Here is a 14,088-nt window from a genome sequence, read left to right as displayed (position 1 = left end):
ATTGCCTATTCGTATCACCCGATGAAGCCTGCTCTGGATCTGACGCCTGAGGAGCTAAAGGCCCTCCCTGCCGCGATTGTTTAGCGTCGAACTCACGTTTATTTAATGCTCCTGAATCAGCTCATTTAGAGATCCATTCGAGTGAGCAAGCAACCGCAATTCAGTGTGATTGCATTCCCTGTCAACAGTTGCGAGTTCAGTCTGTATAACGTTTTTAGACTCTATTGTTGCCTAACAACTCAATAACCTCAGCATTAGGGGGCTCCGTGTTGCGGCTGTTGCTAGCCATAGCGCTGAGATAGGGCCGCTAGCGCTTCTTCCCGATCATCAAAGTGGATTTTTTCGGTACCCAGAATTTGGTAATCCTCGTGGCCTTTGCCTGCAATCAGGATGGTATCGCCGGGTTTTGCTTGTGCGATCGCAGTTTGGATTGCCACTCGCCGATCCACTTCTACGATGGGTTGTATCTCGGCAGGAATCCCTGCTAACACATCCTGCAAAATCTGTTGGGGGTCTTCGGTCCGGGGATTATCCGACGTCACAATGGCTTGATCCGCTAGGCGAGCTGCAATTTCACCCATCAGCGGTCTCTTAGTGCGATCGCGATCGCCCCCACAGCCAAAGACACAGGCCATTTGGCCTGTGACAAATGGACGAGCCGCTCTCAATAAATTCTCCAGACTATCTGGTGTATGGGCATAATCGACAATCACACTAATATCCTGGTCAGGAGAATGGGTAATTTGCTGCATACGGCCCGGAACGCCAGGGAATTGAGCTAAGGCAGGCACAATTTGCTCTAAGCTGAGGCCCAACTCCAGAACTGCACCCACCGCCGCTAACAGATTGGAGACATTAAATTGGCCCACGAGCGGCGAGAAAAAGTCAACGCTGCCTTTAGGCGTATGCAGCTTCCCTTTGACGCCTGCGGTTTCGTAACACAAGTCACTGGTATGGAGATCGGCAGGTCCTTCGATACTGTAGGTCCAACAGCGATCAGGCCCCAACAGTTTAGCCAGTCGCTGACCGTAAGCATCATCAATATTGATCACCGCTCGCCCTTGTAAATACTCAGGGGAAAACAGTAACGCTTTCGCTGCAAAGTAATCTTCCATATCCTGGTGGTAGTCCAGGTGATCTTGAGTCAGATTCGAGAAAACGGCTACGGCAAATTGGCAGCCCAACACTCGTTTTTGGGCCAGCGCATGAGAACTGACCTCCATGACGCCAAACTCGCAGTTAGCTGCCGCCGCTGCCAGCTGTTGCTGTAAGTCTACGGCAAAGGGGGTGGTGTGCGTTGCTGTCATTTGATGCCCTGGCCAGCGCGCATACAGGGTTCCAAATAAGGCAGTCGGAGATTGCGCCGCCGTTAATAAATACTCAATCAGATGGGTGGTGGTGGTTTTACCATTCGTCCCGGTCATGCCCACCAGTTTGAGTTTCTGGCTGGGATGGCCATAGTAGGCGGCGGCCACCTCAGCACAGGCTTGCGGCATATCTTTGAGTGCAATTACACAGTGAGAACCGAGGTCCGTCAAATCCACTTGCTCGGAGACCAGAGCGGCAACAGCACCTGTGTCTATGGCACTTTCCCAGAAGCTGCCGCCATCCACGCGAGTGCCAGGCATGCCAATAAACAGATATCCAGGTTGGATGGCCTGAGAGTTGGTGGTTAATCCGGTAATATCGGTCTCTAGGGCGGGATGGTCAGCGGGTGCTGTTACCCATAGGTTTGCAGATAATTCAGCTAATAACGTCCGTAATTTGACCATGCCCAATCCGTTGATGTTGATAAAAACACTAAAGATACTTTTGCAGAAAGCGCTGTAATTGCTCAACTGATAACCGAGGCGCGGGTCGTGGAATGGGGGTTTCCATCACCTGGGCCGTTGAGGGATGGACCTCACGCTTCAAGAGAACCGGGATCTCATATTGATACGCCTGAAACCAGTCTTCACGACTGGTAATGTCGCGAATTTCTAACTCAATGGGGGGATCTTGAATTTGCGCTAGTTTTTCTTGTAAGCCCTCACAGAGATGACATCCAGGTTTACTATACAAAATCAAAGGGACCATGATTGCAACTGAGATAACAGACAACCTCCCATGAGGAAGCTTCTGGATTTTAGCTTAGATGTTGTCCCTCAGAGGAGCGGATTTTCATCCACCTCTCCGTCCTCTACCTCTATATCATTGAGGGCATGGGCAACATCTTGCATTAAGTTCAGCGTTTGTTGGTAACGCTGCATTTCTCGCTGCTCCAAGAAAATTTTGAGCCCAGCGGATAACGCTTGCAAACTGCCCTGGCGATCCCCTTGTTGAAATAAAGCCACCCCCTCGTCATAATGGCTTTCCGCTGTTTGGAGGCGTTGCTGATGATTACTATCTGCGGGCCTCACCTGGGGTGGGCGAAAGTCATTCATTGCAGGGGTAGACTCATCACGATCATAGCGAGAGAGGGTATTGAGAGGCTCGCCACAATGGATGCAAAACTGATTGCCGGGACTATTGCCTTCGTGAGTGCAACGGTTTGGGTCTGGGGAGGGTTGCAACGGTTCATTCTGGGCGGTGGAAGCTAGGGGTAATCTAGCAGCGGCAGAATGATTCGGTTGTACGGGAGGCTGTTGAGCGGGTTGAGCGGGTGTCTTGTTCGAGGAGGGGTGGGGGCGATGGGGGACATTGATGGGTTTGCAACGAATCGCATGATTTAAATCGGCCTGGGCCGCTGCTTCATCCCCGAGAGCTGATAGACAGCGGGCTCGTTTTAAATAGGCTTCTCCGTTATGTGGATCGAGTCGAATGGTGTGGGAATAGTCGGCGATAGCTCCCTGTAAATCGCCTGCTAACGCTCGACTTTGACCGCGCTTAAAAAAAGCCTCAATGTTTAAGGGGTTGCGCTCAATTGCACGGGTATATTCTGCGATCGCACGATCTAAGGTTTGTGAAACAGATGCGGCCTGCGATGGAGGCACAGCCTCTGAGTTGGAGCGATTCAGTCCAGTCGGTTTTGACTCCGATTCAGAATTAAGATTGGCGTTAGAACGTATGCTTGGCTGACTGGCGGGACGCTCGCTAGGGATATCAAGGGTCGACCGCTTCGCCTGATCAGTGGTGTGATTACGGTTGGGGGAAGAGGCTGGCGGTGTCTGATCCACCTCTGTTGGAGATGCATAAGACAGATGGTCTAGATCCTGCTTTAAAGTGTCTAAGGTGGTGGACAGCTCCCCACTAAAATCGCGGATTAGGCTTAAGGAATGGACCCGTGCCCAGTACGTGGCCTGATTGAGGTCTGCCATGGCCGCTTGAGATTCCCCAAGGGCCTCCAGGCGTTGACTGCGTTGGAAATAGGCTCGGCTATTTTGCGGATCATGGTCAATAATTTTGGAGTAATCTGCGATCGCACCCTCCAGATCGCCCCGCTGGCTGCGGTTGTTGGCCCGCTCGAACAATCCGTCTACAGAGGTGGGTTCCAGGGAAACGGTTTCTGAGTGTGCTTCTGCCCAGTCATCTTCAACATCGGCCAACTCTACTTCAATGGGCTGAGCTGAGATAGATATACTGTCCTCCGACATATCCTTTGACAAAGAGGCAGAGGGCAGCACAGGCGTCGATTGCAGAGGCGGGGGCGGAGCAGCTTTCAGCATTCCCAGCGTATAGGCGCGAGTGTAGGCCGCTTGATGATTGGGGTCATGCAGTAACGCTTCGCTAAAATCTTCAGAGGCCTTCTCGGCTTCTCCTAATTGAGCCAGACAATAGCCGCGATGGAAGTAGGCATCTGCTAGTCGAGGATTCTGTTCAATCGCCGTTGAAAAGTCCTCAATCGCCTTTTCTAACTCACCACTTTGACTGAGAAAAATTCCCCGCTGACAATAGGCATTAGCATCTTTAGGCACCCGGAGAATGACTTGACTGTAATCGGTCAGAGCACCCGGATAGTCCCCTAATTTAGAGCGGCTATCTGCCCGTTTGTAATAAGCCTTAATACAGTAAGGATTGATGCGAATCGCCTGACTGTAATCCTGAATGGCCCGCCGAAACTCGCCTAACTGACGATAACTATTGCCTCGCTGAAAATAGGCCTCATCATACTCCGGTAAGCGTGCGATCGCTTCTGCAAAATCATGAATGGCAGCTTCAAACTTTCCCAAGGCGTTGTATAGAAAACCCCGATTAAAGTAGGCGGTGGCTTTGGCTGGATTTTGAGCAATCGCTTCATTAAAGTCGTCCAGTGCCCCTTCCAAATCGCCGTTGGTAGCTCGTTTATTGGCCCGATTGATCAGGGCATCGGCATTAATCAGGTTGTCTTGGTATATTTTCGCCAAGGAGCCACCCTCAACCACAGAACTCTGTTCAGCAGGTAATGGGCTGTTGGATAGTCGTTGGCGAAGTCTCCTGAAAAAAGCAGTCACTTGAGAATTGAGGTTACGGTCGATAAAAAATGAATAAAAAGTGATGCAGTTATCAATATTGCGATATTTTCAGGCCCAGTAGTGCTCTAGCCCCCCCAGCATCCTATGATGATGCAGCGTTCTCAGAATATTGCTTGTTAATTAGAATAGTCTACTTTTAATTCTACCAAGTGAGAATAATTAAAGCGCCCTGCAAGTGTTAAAGGGTGTCATGAAGCTGTTTATCGCGATTAGTGGGTGCGATCGTCTTTGAGAAATAGCTCATAGGCAACGTATGCGATCGCTCCGATCATAATGATCATTGCTAACCTACCTGCAATTTGAATCGCGACAACCACCATAATCATAAGGGCTAGGAACTTGCCGATATTGACAATTTTGCGCAAGCCTCGCTTAAACGAAGATTTAGTGGGGGGAACGTCTGTCACCACTTCGACTTCACGGGCTGTTGTGCGATCAGCCTCAGACTTGCCATAGACTTCTGCTTCCAGTTCTCGTAACCGGACGCTCATTTCTCGTTCTTTCAGTTCTTGTTCCCGGCGTTGTAAATCTTCTTCTGGCGTGTGATTCGAAGTCATAACAAGGGTGGGGGTAAGCGAAAGGTTGTTGATCGGGGCAGTTGAACGGGACCCTAGAATAGACCCACATTAGCCTTCAGAATGCGATCAAACTACTTTCCTTAGATTGCCCAAATCGAGCACTTTTGAAAACAGCAAGATCGGGTCAGGCATACCGCAAGATTGATCACAGCGTTGACCATTATCTCCAGGCATCAGTATCAACCGCTAGCATAAAGTATGGATATCGAAATCAAAGGGTTTGCATGTTGAGTCGAATCAAACAGCTGGCGGAAACGCTCTCTCCTCGACTGATTGAGATTCGGCGTCATCTGCATAGTTACCCAGAGTTAAGTGGTCAAGAATATCAAACCTCTGCTTACGTGGCTGGCATCCTCTCTTCCTACGGTTTGCATGTGCGTGAAGGCGTCGGCAAAACAGGCGTGATTGGAGAATTGCAAGGGGAAGGAGATGATGCCCGACAGCTCGCCATTCGTACAGATATGGATGCCTTACCCATCCAGGAAATGACTCAGCTAGAGTTCGCTTCTCGTAAGCCCGGCATTATGCATGCCTGTGGCCATGATATTCACACCACCATCGGTTTGGGCACTGCCATGGTTCTAGCAGGGATGCAGGATCAGATTCCAGGTAAACTGCGCTTTCTGTTCCAACCTGCCGAGGAAGTTGCCCAAGGGGCGGGATGGATGGTCGCAGATGGGGCGATGGAAAAGGTGGATGCAATTTTATCGGTGCATGTCTTTCCCAGTATTCCTGCGGGTTCCGTGGCGGTGCGGTACGGAGCGCTGACGGCTGCCGCCGACAATTTAGACATTACGATTATGGGGGAGGCAGGGCATGGCGCCCGTCCCCATGAGGCAGTGGATGCAATCTGGATCGCGGCCCAGGTGATCACGACCTTGCAGCAGGCGATTAGCCGCACCCAAAATCCCTTACGCCCGGTGGTATTGACCATTGGCCAAATGAAGGGCGGACGAGCCCCGAATGTGATTGCCGATCAGGTGCAGATGCAGGGAACGGTGCGATCGCTACATCCAGAGACGCGGGCTCAGCTTCCCCAATGGATTGAAGACATTGTGGCCAGTGTCTGCCAACCCTATGGGGCTCGATACCAGGTCGATTACCAGGCGGGTGTACCTTCAGTTCACAATACGGCTAGCTTGACCCAGTTGATTGAAACGGCGGCTCAAGAGGTCTGTGGTAGCCAAAATGTGCGCGTTCTGACGGAGCCGTCCTTGGGTGCGGAAGATTTTTCTCTCTATCTCGAACATGCGCCGGGCGCTATGTTTCGCTTAGGGGTGGGCAAAACCAATCAGACCAATCCACCGCTCCATCACCCTCAATTTGAAGCTCAAGAATCTGCTATTGTCACAGGGGTAATGACGATGGCCCATGCTGCCCTTAACTATTGGCAGCAGGCTTAAGACTGGAGATCAACGTGGAGCCAGAGGAAAAACTTGCCCCCCAGCGGAAGAGTCGCCTGATCTCTCGGGTGTTGACCCCTGCGATTAAATTGTGGTTGCGATCGCAACTCGATCACATCGATGATCTCCAGCTTCAGATCGACAGCGGCAATCGTGAACTTCTCTCTGGATCGATACCCAAGGTGTTTCTATCGGCAGCTCAGGCCGTCTATCAAGGCATTCACCTCAGTCGGGCTCAGGTGATTGCCGAAAATATCAATACCAATCTCCGGCAGGTTCTGCGCGGCAAAGCCATTCGATTACTAGAACCTCTGCCCATTCAACTGGATGCCGCCTTGACCGCAGCCGATTTGGCGGCATCGACTGACTCAGAACTGTTCCAAATAGCGATGCAGTTGGGGTTAGTGCCTCTGATTGAACAACAGCTGAGCGGAGCGTCGGACTGGCCCTTCCCGGACTGGCAGCCTGGGCTTTTACCCAAGATTCAATTATCAGCGTTGCGCATGGAACTGAATCGCAATCGCCTCCAGATCTATGCCCAAGTTCAACATCCTGCAACCCAGTCGCTGCAAGCTATCGTACTGGATACAGGCCTAAAGCTCGTCAATCCCCACGAATTGCGTCTCGATTCCCCCCAGGGGTTCTATCCACCCGCCCATCAGCCCATTTCGTTAACCCAGCTCAATGACTTTGGGTTTGATTTAGGAACCGATGTGCAACTCACCCTTTTACAAATTACAGAAGCCGCCATTCTGTGTCAGGGACAAATTAAAATCATGCCTGTCCAACCGGAGAAATCAGACCTAGACTGAAGGCATACTCTTCCTTCACGAAAGGCAAAACATGACCTACTGTTTGGGCGTTATCACTCGTTACGGGCTGATTATGGCAGCTGATTCCCGCACCAATGCAGGGGTTGACTATGTTTCAACTGCCCAGAAACTGTTTGATCTCTCTCGCCCCGGAGAGCGAGTGTTGCTGGTCTGTACCGCTGGGAACTTATCCATGACCCAAAGCGTACTGACCTTAATTCGCCGCGATCGCAAAGCCGCTGTTCCGGGCAATATTAACGAACTGACCACCATGTACGATATTGCCCATTACTTTGGCGAAAAAACCCGCCAAGTCCTTAATCAGCATCAAGATTGGCTACAAAAAGACAACATCAGCGCCAGCTGCAGTTTCTTGGTGGGGGGACAGATTAAAGGTGAATTGCCCGAACTCTATATGGTCTATAGCCAAGGTAATTTCCTACGGGCTACGCGCCATTCACCCTTTTTACAAATTGGTGAAATCAAGTATGGGAAACCGATTCTCGATCGCATCATCAATTATGACGAGACATCCCTGGATGCCGCCGCTAAATGTGCCCTACTCTCCCTCGATTCCACCATGAAGTCCAATATTTCTGTAGGTCCCCCCATCAATATGGCCATGTATGAAGCCGATACTCTGAAAGTTGGCTATCGGCTCAAATTGGAGCGCGGAGATCCCTATTTATTGCGCTTACGCAAATCTTGGGAAACGTCCTTAAGGCAAGCCTTTAGGAAGCTACCTAACCTATCTTGGGAAAATGGAGAAGATCAAGACCAGGACAACCATTTGGTGATGACGGATATCTTGCCTTGATTAGGACTGTTTGGCCGCTAACTCACTGGATGCGAGGCTATGGACAGAGACGGTATAGGCAGGGATAGGGCTACTGATCCCGCCCCGCAGGCTGCCTGAGATCGGTTGAGTGTGTTGGGGCCAAGCACTGGCAACGACGGCAACATGGCGATCGCACACGACTAACCCCATGGTGGGATCGTACCCTCGCCAGCCTGCCCCTGGCAAATAGACCTCGGCCCAGGCATGAAGGGTTTGCGCCTGACTTGGATCGCCTGCCTCATAACCACTGACAAAGCGGGTTGCTAGCCCCATACCGCGACAAGCCGCCATAAATAGCCAGACAAAGTCGCGACAAGTTCCCTGCTTTTGTTGCCACGTCAGCCAAGGGGGTTGAGGTTGTCCTGTTTCTCGGGTTTGGTATTGGCAAGATTGATTAATCTGTAAATTAAGCTGGGTCAGGAAGCGGATCACATTGCTGTCTTCCGCTATCGCAATCTGTTGGGCAAGCTGTGTGGCGACTGCATCTAAATCAGCGTAGAGATAGGGATATAGGCTGGCCTTTAGGGAACTGGGATAATCAACGGGAAAGTGCGTTGCCCAAGGTTCCAGTAAATACTGAAAGGGATTCGTGCAAGTCGTGATCACCTCAGAGGTTGTCGTTACTTGCAGCGTGTCCACTGGTGTCTCTGGCCACCAGCAGTGCATCACCGTATTCCCTTCCGCATCCAACGCTTGGTTGAGTCCCATCGGCTCAGGCGCAATCTTCAGTTCAAACTTGGAGACCTGCTGGTCTCCCATACTGCGGGGACACAGCTGCAATAGGTGAGGACCCAGCACAACGACCTGAGGATAGGTATAGGTGGTGTTATGGATAATGGTGAAGTGCACAAGACTAAGACTGGGATTGAACTTGAAGATGGGTGTGAATGGGGCGACGATCTAAAAAGGTTTTAAAGATTTCCTGGTCCACTTGATTAATTTGCTGTTGCAACCGATCCAGAAATTGATGCATGCCGCCTTCAATGATTTCTTCAACCGTTAAAAATTCTAATTCTGACCGCAAACGGCCAATGGAGCGCTCTGCCGGGTTACACCATGATCCTAAAGGACTCCCGGAAACTAAATGCAACGAGCGTTCTACTTGAGCCGCACAAAATCGAATCGAACGGGGAAAGTCTGGATCAAGAATCAGAAAATCGGCCACCTCTGCAGGCGTAATCAAATGCCGATTGCTGCGTTTCCGATACATTTCATAGGCACTGGTGGATTTTAAGAGGGCAATCCAGCCTAATTCATCGATCGGCATTCCCACATGTTTCAGGGAAGGTAGGAGCATAAAATATTTGACATCAAGGATGCGAGAGGTTTTGTCTGCGCGTTCTAATAAACGCCCCATTTGGCCAAAATGCCAGCCCTCGTTATGGGAAATGGTCGCGTCCATAATCCCGGCAAACAGATGACTAGCCTGCCTCACATCTTCCAGAAATTGATTCAAATCGGCTAAGGCGAGATCTTTGGCTGTATTGGCAACTAGCCAATAAAAAGCATTGATATGCTGCCACATTTCGGTGGAGATCACTTCGCGTACCGATCGGGCATTTTCCCTCGCCTTCTGTAAGCAGGACATCAAGGAATTGGGATACTGAGGATCAAAGGTGAGGAACTGAATCACATTTTCAGCGTTGGCTTCCCCATAGTGCTGATCAAAGAAATCCTTATCTCCGGTGGTCGCCACGAGGGGCTGCCACTGCTGCTGTACGCGCGTGGGCAGATCCAAAATTAAGTTGAGATTGACCTCTAGGAAACGAGCAACATTTTCGGCTCGTTCAATGTAGCGATTGAGCCAATAGATAGAATCCGCAACACGACTTAGCATTTTATTCCTGGCACAATACCCATGTATCTTTACTCCCCCCACCTTGAGATGAATTGACCACTAAGGATCCTTTCTTTAAGGCGACTCTGGTTAAGCCTCCCGGATGGACATAGATGTCCTGACCGTAGAGGATATAGGGGCGCAAATCAACATGGCACCCGGAAAATTCCTCTCCCAATATGGTCGGGACGCGGGAGAGGCAAAGGGTGGGTTGCGCAATATAGTTGCGAGGATTTGCTTGAATACGCTGGGCAAATTCCTGGCGTTCGGCCTCAGTGGATTGGGTACCAATTAACATGCCATACCCCCCAGACTCGTTCGCAGATTTAACAACGAGCTGATCGAGATTGGCAAGAACATGCTGGAGCTGTTGGTCTTCCCAACATAGATAGGTGGGGACATTGGCCAAAATGGGATCTTCATCCAAATAGTATTTGATCATGTCGGGAACGTAGGCATAGATGACTTTATCGTCAGCGATACCTGTACCGGGGGCATTTGCGATCGCAACTCGTCCCGCCCGATAGACCTCCATCAATCCAGGGATTCCCAATTGAGAGTCAGACCGAAAGACCGTAGGGTCCATAAAATCATCATCCAGGCGGCGGTAAATAACATCAACCTGCTGTAATCCCTTGGTTGTCTGCATTTGCAGATAGCCATCCACCACCACCAAATCGCGGCCTTCGACCAATTCAATTCCCATCTGTTGAGCCAGATAGGAATGTTCAAAGTAAGCAGAGTTATAAATACCAGGGGTGAGGACTACGACTGTCGGGCGACTAATTGTATTGGGTGCTAAGTGAATTAAAGTGGCCAATAAGCGACTCGGATACTCATCCACGGGCTGAATCGGAATTTCCTTAAAAATCTGAGGGAAGGTACTTTTCATCACCTGCCGATTTTCAAGCACATAGGAAATCCCAGAGGGACAGCGCAAGTTATCTTCCAGTACGTACCATTGGCCCTTGCTGTCACGCACCAAGTCAGTGCCTGTAATATGGCACCAGACTCCTTTTGCAGGTTTTAGACCGATGCAAGGCAACAAATACCCTTTGGCCGACAGGATCAACTCCCTGGGAATAATCTTGTCCTTCAGAATCTTCTGGTCGTTGTAAATATCATCAATAAATGAATTGAGCGCATGGATACGCTGTTTAAGACCCTGCTCTAAAAAATTCCAATCTTGGGCCGAAATGACCCTCGGAATTACATCAAAAGGGAAAACCCGCTCTGTCCCTTCCGTTTCACCATAAACGTTGAAGGTCGCTCCCAGCTTGCACAACGCTTCTTGCGCAGCTCTTTGACGTTGTAATAGCTCTCCATCCGGTAAACGGTGGATTTTGTCTATCAGAACTTGTCCTTGGGGACGAGGGGTTTGTGAACTTTGGAAAAGCTCATCATAAAAATGTTCAGGATCATAGGTATCAAATCGCACAGCTACCCCACTGACGCGCAAAGGCTTGAGGGTATCTTACTGGCAACTTGATCACCCGAAACTGTATGTTCCGATACTTGAACACTGAAATGTATCAATTGAGTGGGGACAAACTCCCCATTGGCCAAGACCTAGAGTGCTAGTCTGAAAGACGATGCCTGAATGATGCAAGCAAGTGCAAACAGCCTGGTGTTATGTGGATTTTGTGCCTGCGAGATATCCGCCAATTCCAGTCATTGTAGTGCCATCCTTTATTTTGGGGAGGTGAGCTTGCGATTCTGAAGCATGGCTAGAGTTCAGCGTGTCATTAAATTCCCCTGAATGTTCATTTCTCATCGCTTCCACCGTCCTCATTGAGGCAACTGTTATCTCGATATAGTTTGATAGCCTGCCTAACGTGATAACTGATACCATTCGGCAAAGTTCTCAGCCACTCCAGATCCTCAACCCTTAAGCGCACGGTTGTAACATCCGTTGGCCCAGGCTTATCGGGCGCAGATCGATCCATTAAATTACTCATACTCCATCCCTTAACCTACCCGTCTACTCGAAGTATACATCGGGATCTAATGAAGTGTCTTAGGTATAGGATTAACCCATTCCTTCTGGTTTCGCCAGATTAAAAAAGCGGGTTAACTTCGGTTCAAACAGCAGCTTGACTGTACCCACTGGGCCATTCCGGTGTTTAGCAATATTCAGTTCGCAGATACCGCGCTCTGGACTGTCGGGATTGTAGTAGTCATCCCGATACAGCAACATAATTAAGTCCGCATCCTGCTCAATGGAGCCTGATTCCCGCAAATCCGACATCAACGGTCGTTTATTGGTACGCGATTCTACACCCCGGCTGAGCTGAGAGAGGGCCACTACCGGCACATTCAGTTCTCGAGCCAGTCCCTTTAAGGCACGGGTAATTTTAGAAATTTCCTGCACCCGGCCATCCGTTGCATCGCCTCCGCCCATCAGCTGGAGATAGTCTAAAAGAATCATGCCCAAGCCTTCAGGATGTTCGGACTGCAACCGCCGAGCATTGGATCGCAACTCGGTAATACTGGGATTAGGGGCATCATCAATATAAATCGAGAGCTGCGAAAGCTTACCAATGGCCCGGCTCAGCGGTTCCCACTGGGTCTGATTAATGCGTCCAGCCCGCAGGTAGTTACTGTCAATCCCCGCTTCTCCAGCTAACATCCGCTGGACGAGCTGCTCTTTGGACATCTCCAAACTAAAGATGGCAACGCCCAGGTTATGGATTTCACAAATTTGCCGGGCAATTTGTAGGGCTAACGCTGTCTTACCCATTGCCGGACGACCGGCCACAATAATTAAATCCGACCGCTGAAAGCCTTGGGTCATGGCATCCAAGTCGTAGAAGTTGCAGGATAATCCGGGTAGAACCTGCCCTAAAGATCGCTGCTCTAGATCAGCAAAGGTACTGGCCAAAATGTCTTCAGTGGCAACGAGTCCTTGCCGAACCCGATCTTGGGTGACGTTAAAAATTTGCTGTTCCGCTTCATCCAGCACTATTTCTAAGGTTTTAGAGGTGTCATAGGCCAGCTGCATCACCTCTGTTGCCCCTTTAATCAACTGTCGCCGCAGAAACTTATCTTTGATGAGGGCCGCGTACTGGTCAATATTGATCGCACTGACCGTACGATCCACCAATTGAGCAAGTTTGCCTTGACCACCCACTTTATCTAGCAGATCATGATCTTGTAACCATGCCGTGACGCACATTAAATCAGTGGGGCTGCCCTGAGCGTGAAGGTTTAGCGCTGCCCGGTAAATTTCTTGATGCGCACTGAGATAAAAGGTCTCTGGCCGCAGTAGATCGGCAACCCGGCCAATGGCTTCGGGGTCCAGCAAAATTCCCCCAAGGATAGACTCCTCGGCTTCAACATTTTGTGGGGGTAAGCGATCGCTAGCGGGTTGAAAGTCTAGCTCGTAAACCATAGGTATACGTATCAGTCCCTTGAGTGAGAAGTTTATCTTTCTTGGGAGTTGCTAGCACCCGAGCACTTATTCAGGAACCACTTCCACTTTGACAGTAGCAATGACCTCTGGGTGGAGTTTAATATCCACAGAGTAGGTTCCCAGCTTGCGAATATCGGGGATGTCAATCCCTCGTTTGTCAATTTCAAACCCGCTAATGTTGGCGATCAGTTCGGCAACGTCAGGAGAAGTAACTCGACCAAACAGCATCTCTTCTTCGCCTGCCTTTTGTTCAATGCGGAAGGTGCCAATGGTTTGGAGGGCGACTTTTTGTTTCGCAGCCTCGTCCTTAATGCCTTCTAGACGCTTGAGTTCTTCGGCTTTGCGATGCTCAATCTGCTTAAGCACGCCAGGAGTGGCTCGATAAGCGATTCCTTTTGGAATTAAATAGTTGCGGGCATATCCAGGCGCAACTTCAACTAGGTCTCCAGAATAACCCAGTTTTCTGACATCTTCGTTTAAAACGAGCTGAACGCGTTTTCCCATAGCCCTAAGTGCGTCGATACATAAAATTTCAGTGAAAGCACTTGATCATACCTAACTTAGAGGGGCTTTGGCAACGTCTATTTTCAAGCACCTGTAAAGTTGTGGGTCTGTAGCGTCAATAGGCAACAATTTCAAAAACGGGTTGCGTTGGCGCAATTCAGATGTGTTAGAATTCTGAACTGTTGACAAAGTAGGGGTCGGTGCCCGAGTGGTTAATGGGGGCGGACTGTAAATCCGCTGGCTACGCCTACGCTGGTTCAAATCCAGCCCGGCC

13 protein-coding genes are annotated in these 14,088 nt (G+C 50.0%); 4 read left to right on the top strand and 9 right to left on the bottom strand.

The annotated features are described in order from the left end of the window. Nucleotides 1-131: 131 nt before the first annotated feature. Nucleotides 132-209: a hypothetical protein gene (locus Q0986_RS22960; RefSeq protein ID WP_366918569.1), complete on the top strand. Its 78-nt coding sequence runs from the start codon at nt 132-134 to the stop codon at nt 207-209. A 72-nt stretch (nt 210-281) separates the two neighbouring features. On the opposite strand, the gene Q0986_RS11195 is transcribed toward Q0986_RS22960, so the two are convergent. From Q0986_RS11195 to Q0986_RS11180, 4 genes are all read right to left on the bottom strand, one after another. Further along, nucleotides 282-1,772 (bottom strand): UDP-N-acetylmuramoyl-L-alanyl-D-glutamate--2,6-diaminopimelate ligase, encoded by a 1,491-nt coding sequence (locus tag Q0986_RS11195; RefSeq protein ID WP_299409984.1) that lies wholly within the window; start codon nt 1,770-1,772, stop codon nt 282-284. A 28-nt stretch (nt 1,773-1,800) separates the two neighbouring features. Next, nucleotides 1,801-2,076, bottom strand: coding sequence for a glutaredoxin family protein (locus tag Q0986_RS11190; RefSeq protein ID WP_299409981.1), 276 nt, complete (start codon nt 2,074-2,076; stop codon nt 1,801-1,803). Nucleotides 2,077-2,144: 68 nt separating this feature from the next. Continuing rightward, complete coding sequence (locus Q0986_RS11185) at nt 2,145-4,322, bottom strand: tetratricopeptide repeat protein (RefSeq protein WP_299409978.1); 2,178 nt, start codon at nt 4,320-4,322, stop codon at nt 2,145-2,147. A 317-nt stretch (nt 4,323-4,639) separates the two neighbouring features. Continuing rightward, complete coding sequence (locus Q0986_RS11180; RefSeq protein WP_299409975.1) at nt 4,640-4,987, bottom strand: hypothetical protein; 348 nt, start codon at nt 4,985-4,987, stop codon at nt 4,640-4,642. Nucleotides 4,988-5,232: 245 nt separating this feature from the next. Here Q0986_RS11180 and Q0986_RS11175 point away from each other — a divergent pair, with 245 nt between their 5' ends. From Q0986_RS11175 to Q0986_RS11165, 3 genes are read left to right on the top strand one after another with little or no spacing between them, the layout of a single operon-like run. Next, a complete protein-coding gene (locus tag Q0986_RS11175) occupies nt 5,233-6,411 on the top strand; it encodes a M20 family metallopeptidase (RefSeq protein ID WP_299409972.1) in 1,179 nt (392 codons plus the stop codon). A gap of 14 nt (nt 6,412-6,425) precedes the next feature. Beyond that, entirely contained in the window at nt 6,426-7,223 is a 798-nt protein-coding gene (locus tag Q0986_RS11170) for a DUF2993 domain-containing protein (RefSeq protein WP_299409969.1), read from the top strand. 31 nt (nt 7,224-7,254) lie between these two features. Continuing rightward, nucleotides 7,255-8,040, top strand: coding sequence for a peptidase (locus Q0986_RS11165; RefSeq protein WP_299409966.1), 786 nt, complete (start codon nt 7,255-7,257; stop codon nt 8,038-8,040). Here Q0986_RS11165 and Q0986_RS11160 read toward each other — a convergent pair whose 3' ends face one another. The 5 genes from Q0986_RS11160 to rplI form a co-directional block, all read right to left on the bottom strand. Further along, the gene (locus tag Q0986_RS11160) at nt 8,041-8,910 is read right to left on the bottom strand and encodes a transglutaminase family protein (protein ID WP_299409964.1); all 870 of its coding nucleotides are present in this window, start codon (nt 8,908-8,910) and stop codon (nt 8,041-8,043) included. It lies immediately after the preceding gene. Nucleotides 8,911-8,914: 4 nt separating this feature from the next. Then, nucleotides 8,915-9,898: an alpha-E domain-containing protein gene (locus tag Q0986_RS11155; RefSeq protein WP_299409961.1), complete on the bottom strand. Its 984-nt coding sequence runs from the start codon at nt 9,896-9,898 to the stop codon at nt 8,915-8,917. A gap of 1 nt (nt 9,899) precedes the next feature. After that, entirely contained in the window at nt 9,900-11,336 is a 1,437-nt protein-coding gene (locus Q0986_RS11150; protein WP_299409959.1) for a circularly permuted type 2 ATP-grasp protein, read from the bottom strand. 591 nt (nt 11,337-11,927) lie between these two features. Next, nucleotides 11,928-13,289 carry a replicative DNA helicase gene (gene dnaB, locus Q0986_RS11145; RefSeq protein ID WP_299409956.1) on the bottom strand — a complete coding sequence of 454 codons (1,362 nt, stop codon included), beginning with the start codon at nt 13,287-13,289 and terminating at the stop codon, nt 11,928-11,930. 66 nt (nt 13,290-13,355) lie between these two features. Then, nucleotides 13,356-13,814 carry a 50S ribosomal protein L9 gene (gene rplI / locus Q0986_RS11140; protein WP_299409953.1) on the bottom strand — a complete coding sequence of 153 codons (459 nt, stop codon included), beginning with the start codon at nt 13,812-13,814 and terminating at the stop codon, nt 13,356-13,358. Nucleotides 13,815-14,088: the final 274 nt, after the last annotated feature.

The sequence above is a fragment of the Acaryochloris sp. IP29b_bin.148 genome, assembly GCF_028285565.1.
Classification (GTDB): domain Bacteria; phylum Cyanobacteriota; class Cyanobacteriia; order Thermosynechococcales; family Thermosynechococcaceae; genus Acaryochloris.
This window is presented reverse-complemented; position numbering and strand designations above follow the sequence as displayed.